Raw genomic sequence first — 23009 nt, forward strand, 5'->3', positions numbered from 1 at the left:
CAAAAGCCCCTCTGCTCTCGGTGGACCTCATGCCCGCGAGAGTGGGCCTCATTTCCCGTGAAGGTGGACTTCTTTCCCCGTGCAGATGGACTTGTGGCTACGAAATTTACAACCTGAGCGAAAACGGCCACCGTACCCTGGCCGAAGCGGTAGCCGCCGTGCTGGGGCCTGCGCTGGAACGGCAGGGGTAAGAAAGACAAAACGAAAAAGCCGTCCCGCGGACAGTTCCGCGGGACGGCTTTTTGTAAAGAGATATGGGCCCCTCAGCCCGCCTGATCCAGAGGCTGGGCCTGAAGGGCGGGACCGTGGCCTGAGATGCCGTAGAAGGCGTACTCGCCCGCATCCAGGCCCGACCCGGCCAGAATGGAACGGGCCTGCTCCAGATGCTCGGGCGCGAACCGGACCGAAATGCCGCACCCCCGGGAGATCTCCCGCAGGACGGGCATGATCTGGAAGGGAAGCTGCCCCTTCAGATCTTTCTGGGCCTGGATGGCGCCGTTGGTGGAGGAAAAGGTGATGACGCAGTAATCCATGCTTATTACAGGGTGATGACCTTGGAGGCGGCCTGCATCTGGGAGAGGATATCGTACATGTTGCTGACGGTGCCCGCGCCCAGCCGGTCGGCAATGCCGTAGAAGTTGAGGCAGGTGCCGCACACCAGGACCTCCACGCCCTTTTCGATCAGCACCTTCAGGTGCTCCGCCACCTGCTCGTCGCCGGCGGGCAGCTTGACGCCGGCGTTCATAAAGAGGATGGAGCGGGGCAGGTCGTCGGACTGGGCCAGGGTGTAGAAGAACATGCGCATCAGATTGGTGCCCAGCTCCCGGTCGCCGGAGCCGATGATATCCCGGCCCACGAACACGGCATAGCCGGCGCCGGCAGGAGCAGCGGGAGCCGCGGCAGGGGCCTCACAGGGGGCCTGGCCGTTTTTGGTAAAGGACAGCGAATATACGCCGTTATCCTCGGTGACGGCGGCGTCGTAGCCCTGGTTCCCGGCGAGACGCTGGAGGTTGCCGACAGCGGTGGTGTTGTCTACGAGAACAGTAAAGCTCTCCTCGCCGGCGGTAATGGCCTCTTTGGCCATGATGACGGGCATGGGACAGGCCTTGCCCTTGGCATCAATGATACGGGACATACTGAAATCGCCCTCATTTCTATCAATATGGAGTGGATTTTGCACATATGATTATAGAATCGCCGCATCATGCTGTCAATCACACAAAAGGAGCGGGAAAATGATCCGGGCCGCTTTTTTAAAGCAAAAAGAGGGGAGAAAACGGCTTTTTACCGGAAAAACTGCATTGCCGGACTTTTATAATAGTATTCTATATTTACATTGATATATTATAGATAAAATACAGAGAAGAGCGGAAATACCGGGCCATGGGCCGGCATGTGGGAAAATGATTGGTAGGACACGAATTTTCTTGACAGCGGAGCCCCTTGGCTCTAAAATAGATTCGGTGTAATATTTTGAAAAACCAGAGGGGAAGTTTTTCAATTTTTGTACGGAATCGCCAAAATGAGGCGGCCCGTCAACACATCATAATGGCTAAAACAACAAAATAGCAGAAAAATGGAGGTGTGTTTGAACTTTGATGCAGACTGTCATTGCCTGTGTGATCACGGCTGTGATCACACTTGCTATAGGATTTCCGCTGGGTATCCAGTGGCGCAGGAAGGTGGCCGAGAAGGAGATCTCCAGCGCCGAGGATGAGGCCAAGCGGATCATCAACGAGGCCATCAAGAGCGCCGAGAGCAAAAAGCGCGAGGCTCTGGTAGAGGCCAAGGAGGAGATCCTCCAGGCCCGCAACGAGCACGAGCGCGAGGTCAAGGAACGCCGGGCCGACCTGCAGAAGCAGGAGCGCCGGCTCCAGCAGAAGGAAGAGACGCTGGACCGCAAGACCGAAAACATGGAGAAAAAGGAAGAAACGCTGCAGAACAAGATCGCCGAGGTGGACCATATCCGGGAGGAAGTGACCACCGTCAAGAAGACCCAGATGGAGGTCCTGGAGCGTCTCTCCGGCCTGACTGCCGAAGAGGCCAAGGCCTATCTGCTCCACCAGATCGAGGATGACGTGACCCACGAGGCCGCCATGAAGGTCAAGGAGATCGAGAGCCGCTACAAAGAAGAAGCCGATACCAAGGCGAAGGAGATTCTCTCCCTCGCCATCCAGCGCTGCGCTGCCGACCACGTGGCGGAAGCCACCGTCTCCGTGGTCCCCCTGCCCAATGACGAGATGAAGGGCCGTATCATCGGCCGTGAGGGCCGCAACATCCGCACGCTGGAGACTCTGACCGGTGTGGACCTGATCATCGACGATACGCCGGAGGCCATCACGGTCTCCTGCTTCGACCCGGTCCGCCGGGAGATTGCCCGCATCGCCCTGGAGAAGCTGATCCAGGACGGCCGTATCCATCCCACCCGCATCGAGGAAATGGTGGAGAAGGCCAAGCGGGAGGTGGACGCCACCATCAAGGCTGAGGGCGAGCGGGCCATCTTTGAGACCAATGTCCACGGCCTGCACCCCGAGCTGGTCAAGCTGCTGGGCCGCCAGCGCTACCGCACCAGCTACGGTCAGAACGTACTCAGCCACTCCATCGAGGTCTCCCACCTGGCGGGGCTGCTGGCCGCCGAGATCGGCGCCAACATCACCGAGGCCAAGCGGGCCGGCCTGCTCCATGATCTGGGCAAGTCCATCGACCACGAGGTGGAGGGCTCCCACGTTCAGATCGGTGTGGAGCTGGCCCGGAAGTACCGCGAAAATGAGAACGTGATCCACGCCATTGAGGCCCACCACAACGATGTGGAACCCAGGACCATCGTGGCCTGCCTGGTCCAGGCGGCCGACGCCATCTCCGCCGCCCGCCCCGGGGCCCGGAGAGAGAATCTGGAGAACTACATCAAGCGCCTGGAGAAGCTGGAAGAGGTCACCTCGTCCTTCCCCGGCGTGGAGAAGTCCTTCGCCATTCAGGCGGGCCGTGAGGTCCGCATCATGGTCAAGCCCGAGCAGGTCAGCGAGGACCAGATGGTCCTGCTGGCCCGGGACATTGCCAAAAAGATCGAGGATGAGCTGGAATACCCCGGTCAGATCAAGGTGAACATGATCCGCGAGACCAAGGTCGTGGAATACGCGAAGTAAAAAAGCGCGGAGCGTCCGGGAGCCGGGACACAACGTGACACAAGGAAGCGGAGGGGGGGCGCCGGGGGGGCGGGGGGGGCCCCCTTTTCCAAAAATGGAGGAGCATATGGCTGACAGGGATGATAAGCGCATACAGGACGGCGGGGAGCAGCCGGGAGATCAGAGCCGGGACCGGAAGCGGCAGGAGGAGCCCGCAACACTGGGGCAGAGCCTGTACGGATGGCTCCAGGCGGTGGTGCCGGTGGTGGTGGCCATCGTGCTGGTCTTTACGTTCGTGGGCAGGCTGACGCCGGTGGACGGCAGCTCTATGGAGCCCACGCTCTGGCATGGGGACATGATGCTGGTGCGCGCTCTGGGCTATACCCCCAAACAGGGGGACATCGTGGTGCTGAACAAACACTTTGAAAACGTTCAGGGCCCCATTGTCAAGCGGGTCATCGCCGTGGGCGGCCAGACTGTGGACATTGACTACAGTTCCGGAACGGTCTATGTGGATGGAGAGGCCCTGGAAGAGGACTATATCCTGGGGCCCATGGTGCAGAAGTCCTGGCAGACCACCACCTCCGTCACGGTGCCCGAGGGAGAGATCTTCGTTATGGGCGACAACCGGAACGTGTCCAACGACAGCCGCAATCCCTCTCTGGGGACGGTGGACGTGCGCTATGTTCTGGGCAAGAAGAGCCTGGTGCTCTATTCCCCCAAGGCGCTGAGCGAGCTTTTCTGACACAGATACCGACAGATCGAGGCGGCGGTCCCTTTGGGGGCCGCCGCCTTTCTTTGCGGGGGAAGCGAAAGAAGATGACAAGCCCTGTAAACGGGAGTATAATAATGTCTGCCGGCTGAGCCGTTCGGCGGCTGATCCGTGGGGCGCTGCCCTGTGGTCCTATGAAAACGACATAAAACATTGGGAGGATACCGCAATGAAACGTACCTTCGCCCGCGCTTTATGCCTTGCTCTGCTCCTCTGCCTGTGCCAGCCCACGGCCTTGGCGCTGGAGGCTGTGCGCGCCAATCGGTCGGCCATGTGGTTCGTGGATGGGGGGAACCTGATCCTGCGGGGATTGCCCCGGGAGATGGAGGGCGCCGCCGTTTCCCTGAGTATGAACCAGGTGGACGAGACCACCGGGGATTATATTCCCTTTGGCGGCGGAAGCTGGGACGCCACTGTGTCGGACGGGAGCTGCAGCTTCGCAATGGGCACGCTGAAGGGTGACGGCGTCTACCGGGCCGAAGGGTCCCTGAAAAAGGACGGCGCGTATCTCTACGGCTATCTGATGGGGCCGGGATTACTCCGCATCCGGAACGGAGCGCTCTCTCTGGAGCCGGAACGGTTTGAGGCGGATGACCGCGCCGTCTATGACGCTCTGCGGGGCGACAGCAGAGAGGTGCAGCAATGCCTGCTCCCCTATTACGACGGCCGGCGCAAGGGAAACGGCGGAACGACCAATACCGCCGCTCAGAAGATCATCGACAACAAAGCGGCAGAGATCACGGCCGGGCTCACCGACCCATATGAAAAGACCCGGGCGGTATACGACTGGGTGTGCGCCAACATCGCTTACGCGTACTCCGGGACGTACGGCAGCGACCCGGTGACGGTGCTGGAGCAGCGCAGAGCGGTCTGCACGGGCTATGCGGGGCTGACCGTAGCCCTGCTGCGGGCGGCCGGGGTGCCAGCGAAATCGGTGACCGGCGGCGCGGGCTACAGCACGATGGAGGGCCACGCCTGGGTAGCGGCCTTTGTGGATGGGCGCTGGATGATGCTGGACCCCACCTGGGGTTCCAGCAGTACCTTTGAGAACGGACAGTTTACATGGAAGGACGCCAATCCCTATTGGTTTGATCGAAGCATCCATCTCCTCAGCAGGACCCACAGGGCGTGGACGGTGTACTGGGACCTGTCCTACGATGACGGCGCCGCCGCCGTGGCCCAGGTCTCGGCCTCCGCAGCCAGAATGACTGTGGACGGAAAGCCGGTGAGCGTGGGAGCCTATGTCATCAACGGCAACAACTACTTCAAGCTGCGGGATGTGGCCGCCGCCCTCAATGGGACCGGCAAGCAGTTCAGCGTGGGGTACGACAGCGCCTCCGGCGCCGTCAATCTGTGGTCGTACCAGCCCTATCAGATGGCGGGGGGCGAGGGGAGCCCGGCGGCGGCCCCGCCCCGGACAGCGGCGGAGAATCTTTCGCCCCTGTTTATCAACGGCGAGCGGCGCTATCCCACCGCCTACCTCATCCACAACAACAACTACTTCAAGCTCCGGGACCTGGCCGCCATTTTTGATTTCGGCGTGGACTGGGACGGCGGGACGCAGACCATCATCATCGATACCGCCAGGGGTTATGCCAGGGGATGAGCCGACCTAAAATGTTGGCAGCAGGCATGGCCTTCGTGTCTTTTGAATTGCTTTTTGTCATAGGATAGTGTAAAATAAATCACACTAAAACGGAGATTTCCGTAACTATCTGCCATATTTAAGGAGGGTTTTCCATGGACGACCGTCTGGAAGAATTGCTGGACCGGGCCAAAACCGCCGCCGCTGCTGCGGGAAAGACCGCCGGAGCCACCGCCCGCTATGCCGGTGAGAAGGCCGGCGGGCTGATGGAAGTGAGCAGACAAAAAGTCAGGGCCTTTGAACTGGAGAGTGAGATCAAGGGGCTGCTGCGCCAGGTGGGCGAGTCGGTCTACCATACCCTCAGCACCGGCGAGAGCCGGGAAGAGAAGCTGGAGGAGCTGACGGAGTGCCTGGATGAGAAGCACGCCGCGCTGGAGCAGGTGAAGGATGAGATCTCCCGGCTCCGGGACGAAAAGGAGTGTCCGGCCTGCGGCGCCTCCTGCGGACGGGATGACCGCTACTGCAGGGCGTGCGGCGCCGCGCTGTGACCGGGATAACAGAGTGATTGCAGGGACGCCGGACGGAAGCTCTGTCCGGCGTCCCGTTCCGAATGATCAAGGAGGGTAAAAAATGAACGATACCTTTGCGCAATATCAGGAGAGCGCCGACTATATCAGGGCGCGGATCGGGTCCTTTGTGCCCAAGGTAGCCATGGTGCTGGGCTCCGGCCTGGGCTTTATGGGCGACGTGGTGGATAACCCCATCGCGGTGCCCTACGGGGAGATCCCCCATTTCAAGGTGTCCACCGCCCCCGGCCACAAGGGCCAGCTGGTATTCGGTACGCTGGAGGGCCAGCCGGTGGCTGTGATGCAGGGGCGGATGCACCACTATGAGGGCTACAGCTATGAGGAAGTGTCCTACGCCGTGCGGGTGCTGCGCCTACTGGGCTGCGACACGCTGATCGTCACCAACGCCGCCGGCTGCGTCAACACCGGGTGGAAGGCCGGCGACCTGATGCTCATCACCGACCAGATCAAGATTTTCATGGAGTCCCCCCTGCGGGGCCCCAATCTGCCTGAGTTCGGCGTGCGCTTCCCCGACTCCTCCAGCCTCTACACCCCCGCCCTGCGGCAGGTGGCCCGGGAGAGCGCCGCCGCCCTGGGCATCGAGCTGCGGGAGGGCGTATATATGTACTTTCCCGGCCCCCAGTATGAGACTCCCGCCGAGGTCCGCTTTGCCCGCATCGCCGGGGCCGACGCGGTGGGCATGTCCACCGCGCCCGAGGTCATTGTGGCCGGCCACTGCGGTATGCGGGTGCTGGGCTTCACCCTGCTGAGCAACATGGCCGCCGGCATCCTGGACCAGCCCCTCAGCGAGCAGGAGGTGCTGGACGCCGCCGAGGCCTGCAAGGACAAATTCTCCCGCCTGGTGCTGGAGTGCCTGAAGAAGCTGTAAGGAGGCGCCGGATGAAGACCCTGATTTCCAATGTGCGGGCGGTGCTGATGGACGAGGCGTGCACCGTGCTCCCCGGCGCGTATGTGGCGGTGGAGGGGAGCAAGATCGCCTCCGTGGGGACGGAGCGGCCGGACGGCCCCTTTGAACGGGAGATCGACGGGCAGGGAAACGTGCTCATGCCCGGCTTTGTCAACGCCCACACCCACGTGCCCATGACCGCCATGCGGGGCTACGGCGACGGCCACAACCTGCAGGACTGGCTCAATGACTATATCTTCCCGGTGGAGGCCCGGTGGGACGACCGGGCGGTGGCGTGCTGCGCCGACCTGGGCCTGGCTGAAATGATCGCATCAGGCGTCACCTGCATCGCCGACATGTATATGCGCACCGGCGTCATCGCGCAGCGGGTGGCCCAGGCGGGCATCAGCGCCAACCTGAGCTGCGGCGGCGTGCTCTTTTCCGATACCTTCGACCCGGAGACCGACCACGACTGCATGGCCCAGCGGGCCCTGACCGAGGAGTGGCACGGCTATAACGGCGGCCAGATCCTGGTGGACGCCTCCATCCACGGGGAGTACACCTCCCGGGCCGACCTGTGGCAGTGGATGGCCGGCTACGCCCGGGAGAAGGGCCTGGGCATGCACGTGCATATCTCCGAGACCCGCGCCGAGCACGAGGCCTGCAAGGGCCGCCACGGCGGCCTGACGCCCATCCAGACCCTGGACCAATACGGCGTGTGGGACGGCCGGGCCATCGCGGCCCACTGCGTGTGGACCACCCCGGAGGACTGGGCCATCATGGCCGAAAAGGGCGTCTCTGCCATCCACAACCCCGTCTCCAACCTGAAGCTGGGCTCGGGCATCGCCCCGGTGGCCGCCATGGCGGCGGCGGGGGTCAATGTGGCCCTGGGCACCGACGGCGTGTCCTCCAACAACTGCACCGACTTTTTCGGGGACCTGAAGCTGGCTTCCATGCTCCAGAACGGCGCCAACTGCGACCCCCTGGCCACCCTGCCCGCCGATGCCCTGCGCATGGCCACCGTCAACGGCGGAAAGGCCCTGGGCCGCAAAACGGGCCGCCTGGCGGCGGGCTATGACGCAGACCTGATCCTGGTGGACTTCAACGCCCTCAACCTGACGCCCTGCCACGATGTGGTGTCCAACCTGGTCTACGCCGCCCACGGCTGCGATGTGGCCATGAATATGGCCCGCGGAACGGTCATATACCAGAATGGTGAGTTCCTCACCATCGACATCGAGCGGGTCAGGCGGGAAGTCCGGGATTATGCCCTGCCGCTCCTGTTCCAAAAGTAAGGGGGAAACGCGTTGTCCAGTCAGCAGAAAAAGAATTCGTTTTACGGCGGCGTGGCCATTCTGACCATCAGCACCATCATCATCAAGGTCATCGGCGCCCTGTACAAGATCCCGCTGGGCGCCATATTGACCGATGAGGCGTATGCCGATTTCGGATCGGCTTATAATATCTACAGCTTCTTCCTTACCATCTCCACTGCCGGCCTGCCAGTGGCATTGTCCAAGACGGTGTCCGAGGCCAACGCCCTGGGGCGGTACAACCAGGTGAACCGGGTGTTCCGGGTGGCCTTTCTGGCCTTCTTCACCATGGGATTGTTCAGTTTCATCTGCATGTCGGTGTTTGCCCGGCCGGTGGCTGCCTACGCCCTTAAGAACGAGAAGGCGGTCTGGTGCGTCATGGCCCTGTCGCCGGCGGTGCTGTGTACCTGCTGCTGCTCGGCCTTCCGGGGCTATGCCCAGGGCCATATGAACATGATGCCCACCGCCATCTCCCAGGTGATGGAGAACCTGTCCAAACTGCTCATCGGCATGGGCCTGGCTCTCTTCATCGGTTCTCTGGCGCTGCAGCCCCAGTCCTTCGGCGAGCAGATGATGGCCGTGGGCGCCATTGCCGGCGTCTCGGTGGGCAGCATACTCTCGGTGATCTACCTCTTCATCAACCACCGGCGGACCGAGCGGATGCGCCCCGGCCCCTTTACCGACCGGGCGGAGCCCTCCGGGACCATTCTGGCCAAGCTCCTCAAGCTGGCCATTCCCATCACCATCAGCTCCTCCACCATGGCGGTGGTCACCCTGATCGACACCAATCTGGTCAACGGTCAGCTGCGGGGCGTGTTCCAGAATATTCTGGACAGCGGCGCTGCGGTCACCGGGGCCAGCCAGGGCCTTTTCAACATCTACAACAAGGCCATTACCATGGTCAACGAGATGGCGGCCGCCGGCAATCAGGACGCGGTGCTGGACTCGGCCCGGGCCCTGTACGGCGCCTATCAGAAGTGCATGAGCATCTATAATCTGCCCTTCAACCTGATGGTTCCCCTCACCGCCAGCATCATCCCCGCAGTGTCGGCCGCCCGGGCCAGGCGCAACCATCTGGAGGCCAAGAACATTTCGGAGTCGGCCCTCCGCTTTGCCGCCCTCATCGCCCTGCCGGCAGGCTTCGGCCTGTTCGCCCTGGGCGAGCCCATCATGTGGCTGCTCACCCTGGGCAACACCGACCACGCCATTGCTGGCCCGCTGCTGTCCATCCTGGGCCTGGCCTCCATGTTCGTATGCATCCAGCTCATCGCCACGTCCATCCTCCAGGCCAACGGTATCGTCAACCTGCCCATCATCACGGTGGTCATCGGCGGCGCGGTGAAGATCCTGGTGAATTATATCCTGGTGGGCAATCCCAATATCATGGTATACGGCGCGCCGGTGGGCACCCTGTGCTGCTTTATCGTGGCGGCCTGCCTGAACCTGTTCCTCATCAAACGCATCATCCCCAGCGCCCCCAGCTACCGCAAGGCGTTTATCAAGCCTGCCATTGCGGCGGCCATCATGGGCGCGGCGGCCTGGGCCAGCTACGGCCTGCTGGCCAGGGTGCTGGGCGGGACGGAGCTCTCCTTCCTGGGCAACGCTGTGGCCACCTTCGGCGCCATCTGTGTGGGCGTGGTGGTGTACTTTGTTCTGGTGCTGGCCTTCCGGGTGATCTCCAAAGAGGACCTGGCCCTGATGCCCAAAGGGGATAAGATCGCAAAAATTTTGCATATCCGGTGAAAAGATGATAAAAACAGGTTGCAGGAGGGGTTGAAATATGATAGATTTTCAGTATAAGGATAAGTATGACGTCAAGGATCTGGAAGAGATCGTGCGTATCCTGCGTGCCCCCGGCGGCTGTCCCTGGGACCGGGAGCAGACCCATGAGAGTATCCGCCGCAATTTCCTGGAGGAGGCCTATGAGGCCGTGGAGGCCATCGACGAGAAGAGCCCCGAGCACCTCCGGGAGGAGCTGGGCGACGTGCTGCTCCAGATCGTCCTCCATGCCCGCATGGAGGAGGAGGCTGGGAACTTCGACCTGGACGGCGTGGCCGATGGGATCTGCAAAAAGCTGATCTACCGCCACCCCCATGTATTCGGCGACGTGCAGGTGTCCGGCACCGGCGAGGTCCTCACCAATTGGGAGGCCCTCAAGCGCGCCGAAAAGGGACAGGCCACCACCACCGACGCCCTTTCGGCGGTGGCCCGCAGCCTGCCCGCCCTGTGGAGAGCCGAGAAGGTGCAGAAAAAAGCGCGGAAGGCCGGCTTTGACTGGCCTGACGTGTCGGGCGCGCTGGACAAGCTCTCCGAGGAGCTGGAGGAGCTCAAGACGGCTGTGGCCCAGGGAAGCAACATCGACGAGGAGTTGGGAGACCTGCTCTTCTCGGCGGTAAATGTGTCCCGGTTCGTCAAGACCGACCCGGAGGAGGCATTGAGCCGGGCTACCGATAAATTCATCCGGCGGTTCCGGAAGGTGGACGAGCAGGTCCGGGCCGAGGGCCGCAGTATGGAGGATATGACGCCGGAGGAACTGGACGCGCTGTGGGAGCACGCAAAAAAGGCTTAAAAACGGCGCCTGCGGATACCTGGGGGGGATCATCCGCAGCAAGAGCGACGCTTTTAGGATACAGAGGTTTGAGCAACAATAACCGAAACGAAAATGCAGGAGGAAAGACCATGAATAAGACTGAACTTATCGCCGAGGTGGCTGAGAAGGCCGGCCTGTCCAAGAAGGATACCGAGAGCGTGCTCAACGCCGCCATCGACGCCATCACCGCCGCCCTGGCCAATGGAGACAAGGTCCAGCTGGTGGGCTTCGGCGCCTTTGAAGTGAAGGACCGGGCTGCCCGCATCGGCCGCAACCCCAAGACCAAGGAGCCCATCGACATCCCCGCGTCCAGGCTGCCCATGTTCAAGCCCGGCAAGGCGCTGAAGGACGCCGTGTCCAGGTAAGGAACCGAAAAACGCGGCCCCGGGAGCTTCCCGGGGCCGTTTTTGCAGAAAGAAGGAAGAATATGCGTCTGGACAAATGGCTGAAGGTCTCCCGCCTCATCAAGCGGCGCACAGTGGCTAACGAAGCCTGCGACAACCAGCGGGTCACAGCCAACGGCCGGCCGGTGAAGGCCTCCTACGATGTGAAGGAGGGGGACGTGCTGGAGCTGCGCTTTGGCGAACGCACTGTGAAGGTGCAGGTACTGGCAGTATCCGAGCATGTGGGTAAGGCCGACGCCCCCGCTATGTACCGGGAGCTGTAAGCAGCCGCGAGGACAAAAAGAACAGCAGGCCCCGGTTTTGCCGGGAGCCTGCTGTTTTTCGTCTTTATTTCCGTCCGCCGCGGCGGCTGCTCCGCTTCTCGGTATAGCGCAGCTCGGAGAGCTTGCTGTCGGAAGTCTGCATGAACTGCTTGAGCCGATCCTCAAAGGTGGCGGGCTCCGCGGGGGCCTGGCGGCGGAAGCCGCCGCTCTGGCTGCCGTTCCGAACGTTGCCGCCCGGACGCTGGCCGCCGCCCATGGGCCGACCCTGGCCGGCGGGACGGGGAGGAGGATCCATAGCCTTCTTGATGGAGAGGTTGATCCGGCCGTTCTCGTCAATGCCGATGACCTTGACCTTGACCTCCTGTCCTTCCTTCAGATGGTCCTTCACATCGTTGACGTAGGAATAAGCGATCTCCGAAATGTGGACCAGGCCGGACTTATTCTCCGGCAGGGACACGAACGCGCCGAATTTTGTGATACCTGTGACTTTTCCTTCCAGAATCGAACCAACACCAAACTCCATACTGACCGAAATATCCTCCTTATTGTTTTGCAGGGGCGCTGAACCCATCAATCGGTGAAAATGATGACCTGATCCCCCGGCGCGGCCAGTCCCAGTTTGCTGCGGGCCATCTCAGCCTGCCGCTCAGGATCGCCGCTGTTTTCCACGGCGTCCCGCAGATCGGCGTTGACCTGGAGCTGTGTGTTCCGCTGCTCGGTCAGGGCGGCCTTGTCTGTCTGCGCGTGGGCGATCTGCGTCCGCATGTTGAGCAGGGCGCTTGCGGTGGCCACGAGAAGGGCGAGCACGACCAGCTTCGTCAGAAATCCCGCGCGTTTTATTCTCATGGGCGCCGCTCTCCTTTCCGGCCGCGGCCCTCCGGGACGCGGTATCATCCATTCCTCCAATCAGCAGTCTTATTTTATACCACTTCCGGCGATAATGGAAGCTCTTTTTTGCGGTATCGGCTATTTTTTTAAAGAGCGACAGGAGAAAATGAAAGGGAAGGGCCGCCAGGCGGAGCAAGGCGCCGGTCAGATCGGCCAGGCGGTAGCCCAGAAAAAGGGCCAGGGGGCTGAGAAGGAGAAAATAGACCACCGCGCCGGCCAGCACGGCCAGCACCATGTACAGCCGCAGCACCCCCTGCCCGGTATTCAGCGCGTGGAGGAAGAGAGCCAGGGTCACCAGCAGCCAGAAGAGCAGATCCAGCATTCCACCCAGTGCCCGGAGATGGACCCGGACCCGGAGCACCCGGAAGCAGTCGTAAAGCAGCCCCACGGCGCCGCCCAGCGCCAGGGCGGAGAGAAGGGCGGTGAGCTGCCCGGCGACGGATACGCCCATCTCAGCGGAAGAGGCGGGAGAGCAGGCTGCCCCGGTCCCGGCGGCTCTCCTCATAGGAAAGGGAGTCGATGGTGCCCTCCACCTTCAGGTCGCCGCCGTCCAGGCTCAGCTTTTCGATGTGCAGGTCCTCCCCCCGGACTACCAGCGCGCCGCAGGCAGTGTCCATGACAATGGTGTTTTCATCGAAGCTCTCCACCTCCTCCACGCCGGAGACGGTGAGCTGTTCCCGCTCCTCCAGGATCACGTGGTGGGCCGCGTCGGGCCGGGTGTTTTTTCCGTCATATGGCATGGTGATCTCCGCCTTTCCCAGTGTCTTTGTACCATGTATATGGACGGGTGGGACGAGATATGCCTGACCGCTGTATGCCGGGAGCCTCCCCCGCCTGGTTGACGGCGGGGCGGGAAGAGGGTAAAATGGAGCAAACACATTGGGAAAGGAGCGGCAGACCATGCTGCAGGATGAGGTGCTGGCCCTTTTGAAGGGGCAGGAGGGCCCCCGGTCGGGGGAGGAGATGAGCCAGGTCCTGGGAGTGAGCCGGGCGGCGGTGTGGAAAGCCATCCGGGCCCTGCGGGAGAACGGGTATACCATCTCGTCGGCCCCCAACCGGGGCTACCGGCTGGAGGATTCTCCCGACCGGATCTCCGCCGGGGAGCTGGCGGGGGCTTTAAAGGGCCGGACTCTGGGCCGGGAGCTTCTGTGCCTGGACGAGATCGACTCCACCAACAGCGAGGTGAAGCGCCGGGCTATGGAGGGGGCCGCCGAGGGACTGGTCATCCTAGCCGACCGGCAGACCGGGGGCCGGGGCCGCCGGGGGCGTACCTTCCTGTCTCCGGCGGGGAAGGGGCTGTACATGTCGGTCCTGCTGCGGCCCCGGACCGGATTGCGGGAGCTGATGTGGCTTACGGCCTGGACCGGCGTGGCGGTGTGCGACGGCATCCAGCGCGCCTGCGGCGTCCGGCCGGGTATCAAATGGACCAACGATATCATCCTGGACGGCAGGAAGGTGTGCGGCATCCTCACCGAGCTGGGCATGGAAGAGACCGACCGGCCCGAGTACGTGGTGGTGGGCATGGGGATCAATGTGAGCCAGACGGCGGAGGACTTTGGCCCGGAGGTGGCGCCGGTGGCGGTCTCTCTTACCCAGGCGCTGGGGACGGCCCCACGGCGGGCGGCCCTGGCGGCGGCGGTGCTCACCGCCCTGGACGAGAGGTATGCCGCCTTCCCCCGGGAGAAGGAGCGCTGTCTGGAGCAGTACCGGCGGGACTGCGTGACCCTTGGAAAGGAAGTCCGTCTGATCCGGGGCGGAGAGGAGCGGACGGCCTTCGCCGAGGAGATCGACGAGGATTTCCAGCTGGTGGTCCGCCTGCCCGACGGGCGCCGGGAGACGGTGAATGCCGGCGAGGTGTCGGTGCGGGGGCTGTTGGGCTACATGTGATCCGGACAGATAAGAAGAATAAAGAGCCTGCCGGCCACCGGGCCGGCAGGCTCCTTTTGCGCCGCAGGGATGCCTGGAGCTTATTGATAAAACATGCCGAAGAACTCCTGGTAGGTATCTTTGACAAACTGCTGGTGTTCCAGCATATAGAAGTAGGCAAACTCACCGTCGCCGTCCCGGATGGCCTCGTAGATCTTTTCATGCTGGCTCTGGAGCTTGGCGGTGATGCTCTTCTGGCGGAAGGGAGGGATCAGGCTCATCATGGGAGGCGAGACCTCCTTTTTGAGGAGGGATTCAAAGAAATCGGTGAGGATCTGGTTGCCGATGGCCCGGATGATAGCCAGGTGGAACCCTTCCAGCACGCCCTCCACCGGCACCAGATGATCTCCGATGGCGCGCCGCGCCGCCTCACTGCCGTGGGTGGCCAGATAGCGGGCGGCGGCGGGCTCCAGTAAAAGGCGGATATCAGTGGACTCCAGAAAGCTCTTGGGATAGGCGGCCTTTTCCCCGGAATGGCCCAGCAGATCCTCCCGGTCCAGCAGGACGAAACTGCCCTTTCCCTTGACGGTGCGGATCACCCCGGCCTCGCTGAGCAGACGCATGGCCTCCCGCACGGTGATGCGGCTGACCCCCATCATCTCGGTGAGCTCCTTTTCGCTGGGCAGCAGGTCGCCTTTTTGGTACATGCCCTCTTCGATCATGCCGCGGACCCGCTCCACGACCTGCTCATAAAGCCGTTTTCCGGCTGAGATCTTTTCCATGTGCGTTCGTTCCTCCGTGCCCGGCCTGCCGGGCGTTTTCCCGCGGATTGCCCCCATCCCCGGGCGATCCGGCTGTTATTCCTAAATTATAATATCCCGGCGGCTAAAAAGCAAACATCCCGGCGAAATTTTCGCCGGGATGTTTGCCTGTCGGGAGATAGAGAGGAGAGAAGTCAGGCGGCCCGGGCTTTTTCTTTCCGGGCGCCGTCCAGAGTAATAAAGCATACGCTGGTCAGGATCAGAATGCTGCCCACCACGATACCCCATGTGACCGGGTCGGAGAACCAGACGGTGCCGAACACCACACTGACCACCGGCTCCAGCATGGAGAGGAAGGAGGCGGTGGAGGCCCCCAGCCGCTGGATGCCGAACATCATCAGGAAATAGCCGGCCACTGTGGCCAGGCCGGAGCAGCAGATGAGCTGGAACCAGCTGGCCGGGCTGCCGGGCAGGGCCAGGTTGCCGGTGGCGGGGGCCAGCACGGCAAAGAGCACCGTGCCGGGCAGGGAGACATAGAAGAGTTTGACCTCCAGGGCCAGCTCATTGGCGGGCCCTTTTTCATTGGCGATGAGATAGCCGCCGTAGGTAAAGGCCGAGATCACAGCCAGAAGGATACCGACAGGGGGCAGAGCGCCGTTTTTCCCGGTGAGGAAGAGCATCCCGGCGATGGAGACCACGATAGCCGCCACCTGCAGGCGGGAGAAACCCTCCCGGAACAGCGTGCCCATGACGACGCACACCACTGTGGGGTAGAGGAAGTGGAGCATGGTCACCGTGCCCACGGGCATAAAGAGGTAGGCAGTGTTGATGAGCATGGCGGTGGCCACCATGCCGAACACACCCATGATCACGGCCTGGAGCCACTGGTTCCGGGGTACCCGGACGCTGTGTCCGTGGAGTTCGGCCGCGGCCAGGGTGACCAGGGAGATAATGAGGTTGGTGAAGAACATGAGGCTGAAGATGGGCAGGCCGTCCATCATCAGCTGCTTTTGCATGGAGGGCATGATGCCCATGATGGTGGCCGAGAAGACCACGGCCAGAATTCCGGTTCCCATGGCGGCCTCCCTCAGCTTCTGGTCTGAGCGTCGGCGGCGCTGACGCGCATGGCGGCCTGGCGGGCGTGGAATTCATCCTCGTCCACCAGCGTCAGCGCGCCGGTGGGGCAGACCTTCACGCAGGCGGGCAGGAGCCCGGCGGCCTGCCGGGTAATGCAGGCGTCGCACTTGCGCATCTTGCCGTCGGGACCAAAGGTGGGGACGCCGTAGGGACAGGCCATGGCGCAGGAATGGCAGCCGATGCAGTTGGTGGTGTCATAGAGGGTGAAGCCGGTGTCCGGGTCCTTGGTAAGGCAGCCGGAGGGGCAGCCCATGACGCAGGGCGCATCGTCACAGTGTTTGCAGCTGACCGAATAGAAGGAGAGGTGCTGCTCCTTTTCCAGAACGAAGGTGTGGCGGAAGGGCTGCTCGCCGCCGGGGATGTCCACGTCGTTCTGGTCCATGCAGGCCAGGGCGCAGGCGCCGCAGGCCGAGCACTTCTCGGGGTCAAAGAAGAGGTATTTCTTCATGGGTTCAGGACTCCTTTCTGACGGCGCACCGGGTGGACCGGTAGGCGGCAAAGCCGGAGTAGGGGTCCAGATGATCGCCGTCCAGGAGGCTGTTGGCGTCAGCCTCCGAATAGCCGTGGTAGAGATTGACCAGCTTCCGCGGCATGCTGATGGTGGGATGGACCTTTACGCTGACGCTCCCGCGGAGGGTGGAGATCACGACGCGGTCCCCCTCCTTCACGCCCAGGGCGGCGCAGTCCTCCGGGTTCATATCGGCGGTGGGGTCGGGCCGGAGGGAGCGGTTGCAGGGGCACTTGTGCAGGCGGGAATGAATGGCGTTGGGGATGCGGGAGCCGGAGGTGAACAGGAAGGGGTAGGCCTCCGGGTCGGCTCCGTCCATGGGCTCGGTGTAGGTGGGGAGCGCGTCCAGACCCCACTCGGGATGGGCCTCGATGAGGGCGGATTTGAGCTCCAGCTTTCCGGTGGGGGTCTTGAGGCCGTGCTCCAGGTGCTCCAGGGGGGCGAAGGTCTCCACCGGGGCCACCGGGATGGGCAGCTCGGCCGCCTTGAGCTGGTCCAGCGTCACGTCCAGATCCTGAATGATGTACTCAATGCACTTCTCGTAGCCGGACTTGAGCAGCTCGTCATCCAGCTCCAGGGCCTGGGCCAGCTCGGAGATGATCTGCACGTCGGGCCTGGACTGGAAGCGGGGCGGGATGACCGGCTTGGTAAAGATGGCCAGACCGCCGGAATAGGGTTTGAACTCCCCGCGCTCCATGGAGGTGCAGGCGGGCAGGACGATGTCGGCGTATTTGGCGGTATCGGTGAGGAAAAGATCGGTGTCCACAAAGAAGTCCAGCTGCTCCAGGGCGCGGAACATCCGGCCGGAGTCGGGCCACATCCGGGCGTTCATGCCCAGCGCAAAGACCGCCTTGATGGGGTAGGGGTCCCCGGTCTCGATCTGGCGGGGCAGGTCCATGGACTGCATCTCGCCCTCCAGCGCATTCCACAGGGGGAAGCGGCCGGCGCCCACCGGGGGCTTGGCGTTTTTGGGACGGGTGGCGTACTGGAACTCCTCCTCCCGCAGGTGGAAACCGCAGTCCACGTGCATATAGGTGTGCTCCACCGGCTTCTGGCAGCCGGGCTTGTCGAAGCAGCCGGTGATGACCAGCAGGGAGATGATGGCCCGGTAGTTCTGCATGCCGTTTTTGTGGTGGGGGATGGGGGCGGAACACTCGTTGGAGGAGATCCGCCGGCTTGCGGCGATAAGGTCGGCCGCTTTCACCACGTCGGCATAGGGCACGCCGGTGAGGGCCTCGATATTGCTCTCATTGAAGCCCTTGACGTACTCGGCGTACTCCTCAAAGCCGTAGACATACTTGGAGATGAAGTCTTTATCGATCTGGCCCCGGCTGATGAGCACGTTGGCGATGGCAAGGGCCAGGGCGCCGTCGGTGCCGGTGCGGGGCTGAAGGAAGAGATCGGCCAGCTTTTCTGAGGCGGGAGTACGGCGGGTGTCTATGATAATGAATTTCAGGCCTTTGGCCTTGAGCTCCATGGCCCGCTTGGCGCCCATGTAGCTGGAGTAGAAGGGATTGAAGGCCCAGCCCAGGAAGAGGTCGGAATTGGCCATGTCGGGCGAGCCCTGGTCACCGGCGGTGAGCTTCCACGCCATGAAAGCGGAGGTGTAGCATGCGCTGGACTCGCTGCCATAGTTGGGAGAGCCGAAGGAGTAGGCCAGCCGGCGCAGATACTGCCGGTACCACTTGGAGTAGCCGGAATAGAACGCCACCGACTCGGGACCGTACTGGGCCTTGGCGCCGTTCAGGTTCCGGGCGATCTCGGCATAGGCCTCGTCCCAGGTGATGGGCTCAAACTTGCCCTCGCCCCGCTTGCCCACCCGGCGCAGGGGGGTCTGGATGCGGTCCTCCCGATAGAGGTACTGCCGGTTGGCCAGGCCCTTGCTGCACAGCCTGCCGCCGTTGACCGGATAATCGTCGGTGCCCTCGATCTTGATGACCTCGCCGTCCTTCACATAGCAGCTCAGGCCGCAGTGCATGCCGGGAGAGCAGATGTCGCAGAGAGAGTGCTTTATCTCGATCCCGGTGTCCTCGCCGGGGATCTTGGCCTTGATTTTTTGTTCCAGAGTGATCATGCCATCGCCTCCAAGGTGTCAATGAAGTTGCCCTCCAGCCCGTAGCGGAGGAGCTGGCCCCGCTGTTCCGGCGTAAAGCCGGTGCGCTCACCCCGCAGGACCTTGATAAGGTGGGCTTTGAGGATGCCGCTGATGCCGTAGTTATCCAGAATGTTGAAGCCCACGGGCCAGCCGTCCTTCAGGACCGCCTGCAGGTAGAAGCGGTGATCCGGGCTGTGATACTGATAGACCTCTCCGGTGGCCCGGTTGTCGCCCAGGCCGATGAAATCCATGCCCAGGAAGTGGGTGATGTTGTGGAGAATGTTGCCGTCGGTCTCATCCCCCACGCCGGCCATGTTCCGGCCGGCCACCCGGCCCTGGACACCGGCATTGGCCCACAGGCCGATGATCTGGGTCTGACCGGACTGGATGTTGTTGCCCTGGCAGCAGTCCCCCGCGGCGTAGATCCCCCTGGCCGAGGTCTCCATCCGCCGGTCCACCACGATGCCCCGCTCGATCTTCACCTGGGCTGGGTCGAGAATGCCGGTGGCGGCCCGGGTGCCGATGTTGAGGACCAGAAGATCGGTGTCCAGCGTGGAGCCGTCGGCAAAGGTGACCCGGTAGCCGTCGGCGGTCTTTTCCGCGCCGGACAGGGCCTGACCGAAGGCCATGCGGATACCCAGGGTGCGGATGCGCTCCTCGATCATGGCGGAGACCTCCGGATAGGCGGCCAGAGTGAAAATATGGGGCGCCATGTCGGCCAGAGTGACCTGGATGCCCCGCTTGAGGAGCAGCTCGGCCACCTTGATGCCCACCATGGAGGCACCCACCACCACGGCACTGCGGTAGGTGCGCTCTTCCAGGGCTTTTTTCAGCCCCACGGCGTCCTCCACGGTGCGCATACAGAAGGCACCCTCCACTCCGGCGAAGGAGGGCGGGACAAAGGCAGTGGCGCCGGTGGCCACCAGGATCTTGTCATACTGCCGCCGGGAGCCGTCGGCCAGGCACACCAGATGGCCGGCGGCGTCCACAGAGGCCACCCGGGCGCCGGTGATGACGTTGGCGTCATAGCGGGCGCGGATATCCTCCAGGGAGCCGAAGGGGAACATCCCCTCGTAGGGCAGCTTTCCGGCGACATAGTAGGTGGTCAGCATGGGATTATAGGGAGGCATGGCGGTCTCGGTGTAAATGTCCACCGGGACGTCGCAGCCCGCCTCCCGGATGGCGGCCAGGGCGTGATAGCCCGCGCAGCCGAAACCGATGATGGCGAATTGACTCATAGCTTCTTCTCCTTTTCGGGAAATACCGTCTGGTGTGGCACGGAAGGAAGTCTCCCCCCCGGGGTGGGGGATTTCCTTCCGTGTCTACCAGAGGAAGGGGTGCCCCGGGAATGGGGCACCCCTCCACCCGGTGCGCGTCCCCGGCGGAGCCGGAGACGGATTCGGTCACGAAGCGATCACTTGTTCAGGGCGGACTGCTCGCGGCGGGAGAGCACGTGTTTGTAGCGGATCTGGGTGTAGACGAACAGCACCACGATGTAGATAACGCAGGCGATGGCGGCGGGCATGGTCAGATCGGACAGGTTCACGTAGGAAGTGCCCAGCATCAGGATGCCGACGAAGATGAGCAGGACATGCAGAGCGCTCTTCTTCATGTAGAAGTTGGACTTCTTGAACTCCTCGGGGAGCACGTCGGGCAGCTTCCAGCAGGCCAGCAGCACCATGAACTCGGTGAGCATATCGGTGCCAATGCCCATGTTGGAGATGAGGGTCAGGTCCATGCCGGTGACGATGGGCAGGGCGCCCATGACGAAGAAGACGGCGAGGATAATGACGGGCACACCGTTCTTGTTCTCCTCGGCGCACTTCTCAGGCAGCCAGCCCTCCCGGGCGGCGGCCTGGAGACCGCGGGTGACCCAGGACAGGGTGCCGTTCAGGGTGGTCAGCAGGGCGAACATGGCGCCGCCGAACACGAAGAAGAGGTACAGCCAGGTGGGGAAGATCTCCTGAGCCACGTGGGTCAGGTTCTCGAAAGCCACCATGTCCAGAGGCAGAACGCCGGCGGCCACGATGCCGATCAGGGCGTAGAACACGGCCACGATGGAGGTGGACAGGATGATGACCTTGGGAATGGTGCTGGAGGGATTCTCGATATCGTCGCCGTTCTCAGCGATGAACTTGGCGCCGCCGCAGGCGAAGGACAGCAGGGCGATGCCGGTCAGGAAGTTCTTGGGACCATTGGGCATGACGTTGGCAGTGGTCAGGCTCAGGGTGGATCAGTCCACCTTGGGCAGGCCGAAGGCGATGAACAGGAACAGGCTGATCATCAGGAAGGCCACCATCAGCTTCTGGACCAGAGCGGAGCTCTTCAGGCCCACCATGTTGACGAGGGTGCACAGGATCAGGGCGACCATGGCCACCACAGCCTCATTGAAGCCGGTGAAGATGGAGCAGAAGTAGCTGGCGAAGCCCTTGGCAAAGGTGGCGATCAGGACCTGGCTGAGGACAAACATGCCGATGTACATGAAGCCGGCTTTGTCGCCCATCAGCCGCTTGATGTAGGTATAGCCGGCGCCGGACGCGGGGATGGTGGACGTCAGGATAATGAAGGGGATGCAGGTGGCGATGGCCAGCAGAGCGCCCAGGATATAGGCGTAGGGGGCGCCGTGGCCGGTGAGACCGATGACAATGCCGGTCAGCACCATGACGCCGGAACCGATGATCTGGCCGATGGCCAGGCCCATGCAGTCGCTGAAGTTCAGCTTGGTATGCTGGGCGGCGGGTTTCTTACTCATGATTTGGAATCCTCCCTTTTATTCCCTTATTTCAAAAAAGCCCTCTCTCTGAGCTTATTTGACATAGGTCTGATAGAAGCGCTCCAGACCCTCCAGCCCCTGCCGGAGGATATCGCGGGTGCAGCCGATGTTCAGACGCATAAAGCCGTCGGACTGCTTGCCGTAGTGGCTGCCGTCGCCCAGGGCCAGACCGAACTCCCTGGCCAGGATGGAGGTCATCTCGCCGCTGGTCTTGCCGGCGCAGGTCATATCCAGCCACATGAGGAAGGTGCCCTCGTGGCGGGTGACGCGGATCTTGGGCATTTTCTCAGCCACGAAGCTGTTGACCAGCTCCACGTTGCCCCGCAGGTACTCGCACACGGCGTCCATCCACTCATCGCCGTGGTTGTAACCGGCCTCCATGGCGGTAAAGGCAAAATCGGTGGGGCCGAACATCCAGCGGCTGTCAAACTCGTAGCGGACCTTGTCCCGGACCTCCTGATTGGGGATCATGATGCAGGCGGACACCAGACCGGCCAGGTTGAAGGTCTTGCTGATGGCAGTGTAGATCACCAGACGGTCATGGATCTGCTCGAACTTGCCCATGGGGGTGTAGCCACGGGTCAGGCCGTAGTCGGCGTGGACCTCGTCGCACAGGAGCCAGACCTTGTACTGGGCGCACAGGTCGGCCACACGGGAGAGCTCCTCCGCGGTCCACACACGGCCCACCGGGTTGTGGGGGTTGCAGAAGACCACGGCCTTCACGCCGTTTTTCAGCTCGTCCTCAAAGCGGGCCCAGTCGATGGTGAAGTAATCGTCCTCATGGTGCAGGGGGCAGTCCACCAGGGTGTGGCCGCTGTTTTGGATGGCGGCAAAAAACGGATCGTACACCGGGGTGAAGGTCAGGACCTTATCGCCCTTCTCCACCAGGGCTTCCAGCGCGAAGTAGATGCCGGTGACCACGCCGCAGGTCATGAACATCCAGTCGGTCTCCGGACGCCAGCCGTGGCGGCGCTCCCACCAGCCCTGGATGGCCTGGAAGGTGGAGGGAAGGGGATCGGAGTAGCCGAACACAGGGTGCTCGCAGCGCTTTTTCAGGGCGTCCACCACTGCGGGCACGGTGGGAAAGTCGGTGTCGGCGATCCAGAAGGGCAGCAGTCCATCCGGCTGGCCAAAGCTGTTCTGGAAATTCCACTTGATGCTGGTAGTCCCTCTGCGGTCTACGAACTGGTCAAAATCGTACATTTGAACAGATCCTTTCTTCGTTTCGACAGGCGGCTGCGGTGGATGGGGGCGGGCCGCCCTTCCTGATATGTATTATAACAAGTTAAGACAGGGTTCGCAATGACATATTTTTAAAATATATTCAATTTTACCACTTGTACAAGGCAATAGCAGAGAAATTGTGTGCTATATACAAAGAACTGACGAAAAACTGCTCAGCTTACCTGTTCTAAGATATTATATATTAATATAAGCAAAGAAAAGGAAAGGCGTCCTT

23 protein-coding genes and 2 pseudogenes are annotated in these 23009 nt (G+C 62.3%); 12 read left to right on the forward strand and 13 right to left on the reverse strand.

What is annotated here, in order from left to right:
- Positions 1 to 191, forward strand: a 191-nt coding sequence (locus tag ACTNBZ_RS04770; RefSeq protein ID WP_441208554.1) for a hypothetical protein, incomplete at its 5' end; no start/stop codon positions are given.
- 72 nt (positions 192 to 263) lie between these two features.
- Here the strand turns inward: ACTNBZ_RS04770 and ACTNBZ_RS04775 are convergent.
- Both ACTNBZ_RS04775 and yedF read right to left on the reverse strand, forming a co-directional pair.
- A complete protein-coding gene (locus ACTNBZ_RS04775; protein ID WP_441208555.1) occupies positions 264 to 533 on the reverse strand; it encodes a DUF3343 domain-containing protein in 270 nt (89 codons plus the stop codon).
- 5 nt (positions 534 to 538) lie between these two features.
- Entirely contained in the window at positions 539 to 1135 is a 597-nt protein-coding gene (gene yedF, locus ACTNBZ_RS04780; RefSeq protein ID WP_441208556.1) for a sulfurtransferase-like selenium metabolism protein YedF, read from the reverse strand.
- A 463-nt stretch (positions 1136 to 1598) separates the two neighbouring features.
- On the opposite strand from yedF, the gene rny reads away from it, so the two are divergent.
- From rny to ACTNBZ_RS04830, 10 genes are all read left to right on the forward strand, one after another.
- Positions 1599 to 3143, forward strand: coding sequence for a ribonuclease Y (gene rny / locus ACTNBZ_RS04785; protein ID WP_441208627.1), 1545 nt, complete (start codon positions 1599 to 1601; stop codon positions 3141 to 3143).
- A 106-nt stretch (positions 3144 to 3249) separates the two neighbouring features.
- Complete coding sequence (lepB, locus tag ACTNBZ_RS04790) at positions 3250 to 3867, forward strand: signal peptidase I (RefSeq protein ID WP_441208557.1); 618 nt, start codon at positions 3250 to 3252, stop codon at positions 3865 to 3867.
- A gap of 196 nt (positions 3868 to 4063) precedes the next feature.
- Entirely contained in the window at positions 4064 to 5500 is a 1437-nt protein-coding gene (locus tag ACTNBZ_RS04795; RefSeq protein WP_441208558.1) for a transglutaminase domain-containing protein, read from the forward strand.
- Between the two features lie 134 nt (positions 5501 to 5634).
- Entirely contained in the window at positions 5635 to 6027 is a 393-nt protein-coding gene (locus ACTNBZ_RS04800; protein WP_441208559.1) for a zinc ribbon domain-containing protein, read from the forward strand.
- A gap of 82 nt (positions 6028 to 6109) precedes the next feature.
- On the forward strand, positions 6110 to 6934 hold the full coding sequence (locus tag ACTNBZ_RS04805; RefSeq protein WP_441208560.1) for a purine-nucleoside phosphorylase: 825 nt from the start codon (positions 6110 to 6112) through the stop codon (positions 6932 to 6934).
- An 11-nt stretch (positions 6935 to 6945) separates the two neighbouring features.
- The gene (locus tag ACTNBZ_RS04810; protein WP_441208561.1) at positions 6946 to 8247 is read left to right on the forward strand and encodes an amidohydrolase family protein; all 1302 of its coding nucleotides are present in this window, start codon (positions 6946 to 6948) and stop codon (positions 8245 to 8247) included.
- A gap of 12 nt (positions 8248 to 8259) precedes the next feature.
- A complete protein-coding gene (locus ACTNBZ_RS04815; RefSeq protein ID WP_441208562.1) occupies positions 8260 to 10008 on the forward strand; it encodes a putative polysaccharide biosynthesis protein in 1749 nt (582 codons plus the stop codon).
- Positions 10009 to 10045: 37 nt separating this feature from the next.
- Entirely contained in the window at positions 10046 to 10834 is a 789-nt protein-coding gene (gene mazG, locus ACTNBZ_RS04820; RefSeq protein ID WP_441208563.1) for a nucleoside triphosphate pyrophosphohydrolase, read from the forward strand.
- Positions 10835 to 10944: 110 nt separating this feature from the next.
- Entirely contained in the window at positions 10945 to 11220 is a 276-nt protein-coding gene (locus tag ACTNBZ_RS04825; RefSeq protein WP_441208564.1) for an HU family DNA-binding protein, read from the forward strand.
- Between the two features lie 62 nt (positions 11221 to 11282).
- Positions 11283 to 11522 (forward strand): RNA-binding S4 domain-containing protein, encoded by a 240-nt coding sequence (locus ACTNBZ_RS04830; protein WP_441208565.1) that lies wholly within the window; start codon positions 11283 to 11285, stop codon positions 11520 to 11522.
- Between the two features lie 64 nt (positions 11523 to 11586).
- On the opposite strand, the gene ACTNBZ_RS04835 is transcribed toward ACTNBZ_RS04830, so the two are convergent.
- The 4 genes and pseudogenes from ACTNBZ_RS04835 to yabP all read right to left on the reverse strand — a co-directional run bounded on the left by ACTNBZ_RS04835 (position 11587) and on the right by yabP (position 13150).
- Positions 11587 to 12045 (reverse strand): S1 RNA-binding domain-containing protein, encoded by a 459-nt coding sequence (locus ACTNBZ_RS04835; protein ID WP_441208566.1) that lies wholly within the window; start codon positions 12043 to 12045, stop codon positions 11587 to 11589.
- Between the two features lie 47 nt (positions 12046 to 12092).
- Positions 12093 to 12368: an FtsB family cell division protein gene (locus tag ACTNBZ_RS04840; RefSeq protein ID WP_441208567.1), complete on the reverse strand. Its 276-nt coding sequence runs from the start codon at positions 12366 to 12368 to the stop codon at positions 12093 to 12095.
- Between the two features lie 235 nt (positions 12369 to 12603).
- Positions 12604 to 12915: pseudogene (yabQ, locus tag ACTNBZ_RS04845) on the reverse strand (spore cortex biosynthesis protein YabQ); the annotation flags it as partial.
- A complete protein-coding gene (gene yabP / locus ACTNBZ_RS04850; protein WP_441208568.1) occupies positions 12863 to 13150 on the reverse strand; it encodes a sporulation protein YabP in 288 nt (95 codons plus the stop codon). The gene yabP and the pseudogene yabQ, both read right to left, overlap by 53 nt.
- A 160-nt stretch (positions 13151 to 13310) precedes the next feature.
- Between yabP and ACTNBZ_RS04855 the strand changes: the two genes are divergently transcribed.
- A complete protein-coding gene (locus ACTNBZ_RS04855) occupies positions 13311 to 14297 on the forward strand; it encodes a biotin--[acetyl-CoA-carboxylase] ligase (protein ID WP_441208569.1) in 987 nt (328 codons plus the stop codon).
- Positions 14298 to 14377: 80 nt separating this feature from the next.
- Here the strand turns inward: ACTNBZ_RS04855 and ACTNBZ_RS04860 are convergent, their stop codons facing one another.
- From ACTNBZ_RS04860 to ACTNBZ_RS04890, 7 genes and pseudogenes are all read right to left on the reverse strand, one after another.
- Positions 14378 to 15058, reverse strand: coding sequence for a FadR/GntR family transcriptional regulator (locus ACTNBZ_RS04860; protein WP_441208570.1), 681 nt, complete (start codon positions 15056 to 15058; stop codon positions 14378 to 14380).
- Positions 15059 to 15231: 173 nt separating this feature from the next.
- Entirely contained in the window at positions 15232 to 16113 is an 882-nt protein-coding gene (locus ACTNBZ_RS04865; protein WP_441208571.1) for a DMT family transporter, read from the reverse strand.
- Positions 16114 to 16124: 11 nt separating this feature from the next.
- Complete coding sequence (locus ACTNBZ_RS04870; protein WP_441208572.1) at positions 16125 to 16622, reverse strand: 4Fe-4S dicluster domain-containing protein; 498 nt, start codon at positions 16620 to 16622, stop codon at positions 16125 to 16127.
- 4 nt (positions 16623 to 16626) lie between these two features.
- On the reverse strand, positions 16627 to 18756 hold the full coding sequence (locus ACTNBZ_RS04875) for a molybdopterin-containing oxidoreductase family protein (RefSeq protein WP_441208573.1): 2130 nt from the start codon (positions 18754 to 18756) through the stop codon (positions 16627 to 16629).
- Positions 18753 to 20015 (reverse strand): NAD(P)/FAD-dependent oxidoreductase, encoded by a 1263-nt coding sequence (locus tag ACTNBZ_RS04880; RefSeq protein WP_441208574.1) that lies wholly within the window; start codon positions 20013 to 20015, stop codon positions 18753 to 18755. The genes ACTNBZ_RS04875 and ACTNBZ_RS04880 overlap by 4 nt, the downstream gene beginning before the upstream one ends.
- Before the next feature lie 176 nt (positions 20016 to 20191).
- A pseudogene (locus ACTNBZ_RS04885) lies at positions 20192 to 21529 on the reverse strand (APC family permease).
- Positions 21530 to 21583: 54 nt separating this feature from the next.
- A complete protein-coding gene (locus ACTNBZ_RS04890; protein WP_441208575.1) occupies positions 21584 to 22753 on the reverse strand; it encodes a MalY/PatB family protein in 1170 nt (389 codons plus the stop codon).
- Between the last annotated feature and the right edge of the window lie 256 nt (positions 22754 to 23009).

The sequence above is a fragment of the Pseudoflavonifractor sp. HCP28S3_F10 genome, from assembly GCF_052065415.1.
Taxonomy (GTDB): Bacteria; Bacillota; Clostridia; order Oscillospirales; family Oscillospiraceae; genus Pseudoflavonifractor_A.

Coding starts and splice junctions, on each gene's coding strand:
- ACTNBZ_RS04775 (WP_441208555.1), bottom strand. CDS start 533: ATGGATTACTGCGTCATCACCTTTTCCTCCACCAACGGCGCCATCCAG.
- yedF (WP_441208556.1), bottom strand. CDS start 1,135: ATGTCCCGTATCATTGATGCCAAGGGCAAGGCCTGTCCCATGCCCGTC.
- rny (WP_441208627.1), top strand. CDS start 1,599: ATGCAGACTGTCATTGCCTGTGTGATCACGGCTGTGATCACACTTGCT.
- lepB (WP_441208557.1), top strand. CDS start 3,250: ATGGCTGACAGGGATGATAAGCGCATACAGGACGGCGGGGAGCAGCCG.
- ACTNBZ_RS04795 (WP_441208558.1), top strand. CDS start 4,064: ATGAAACGTACCTTCGCCCGCGCTTTATGCCTTGCTCTGCTCCTCTGC.
- ACTNBZ_RS04800 (WP_441208559.1), top strand. CDS start 5,635: ATGGACGACCGTCTGGAAGAATTGCTGGACCGGGCCAAAACCGCCGCC.
- ACTNBZ_RS04805 (WP_441208560.1), top strand. CDS start 6,110: ATGAACGATACCTTTGCGCAATATCAGGAGAGCGCCGACTATATCAGG.
- ACTNBZ_RS04810 (WP_441208561.1), top strand. CDS start 6,946: ATGAAGACCCTGATTTCCAATGTGCGGGCGGTGCTGATGGACGAGGCG.
- mazG (WP_441208563.1), top strand. CDS start 10,046: ATGATAGATTTTCAGTATAAGGATAAGTATGACGTCAAGGATCTGGAA.
- ACTNBZ_RS04825 (WP_441208564.1), top strand. CDS start 10,945: ATGAATAAGACTGAACTTATCGCCGAGGTGGCTGAGAAGGCCGGCCTG.
- ACTNBZ_RS04830 (WP_441208565.1), top strand. CDS start 11,283: ATGCGTCTGGACAAATGGCTGAAGGTCTCCCGCCTCATCAAGCGGCGC.
- ACTNBZ_RS04835 (WP_441208566.1), bottom strand. CDS start 12,045: ATGGAGTTTGGTGTTGGTTCGATTCTGGAAGGAAAAGTCACAGGTATC.
- ACTNBZ_RS04840 (WP_441208567.1), bottom strand. CDS start 12,368: ATGAGAATAAAACGCGCGGGATTTCTGACGAAGCTGGTCGTGCTCGCC.
- yabP (WP_441208568.1), bottom strand. CDS start 13,150: ATGCCATATGACGGAAAAAACACCCGGCCCGACGCGGCCCACCACGTG.
- ACTNBZ_RS04855 (WP_441208569.1), top strand. CDS start 13,311: ATGCTGCAGGATGAGGTGCTGGCCCTTTTGAAGGGGCAGGAGGGCCCC.
- ACTNBZ_RS04860 (WP_441208570.1), bottom strand. CDS start 15,058: ATGGAAAAGATCTCAGCCGGAAAACGGCTTTATGAGCAGGTCGTGGAG.
- ACTNBZ_RS04865 (WP_441208571.1), bottom strand. CDS start 16,113: ATGGGAACCGGAATTCTGGCCGTGGTCTTCTCGGCCACCATCATGGGC.
- ACTNBZ_RS04870 (WP_441208572.1), bottom strand. CDS start 16,622: ATGAAGAAATACCTCTTCTTTGACCCCGAGAAGTGCTCGGCCTGCGGC.
- ACTNBZ_RS04875 (WP_441208573.1), bottom strand. CDS start 18,756: ATGATCACTCTGGAACAAAAAATCAAGGCCAAGATCCCCGGCGAGGAC.
- ACTNBZ_RS04880 (WP_441208574.1), bottom strand. CDS start 20,015: ATGAGTCAATTCGCCATCATCGGTTTCGGCTGCGCGGGCTATCACGCC.
- ACTNBZ_RS04890 (WP_441208575.1), bottom strand. CDS start 22,753: ATGTACGATTTTGACCAGTTCGTAGACCGCAGAGGGACTACCAGCATC.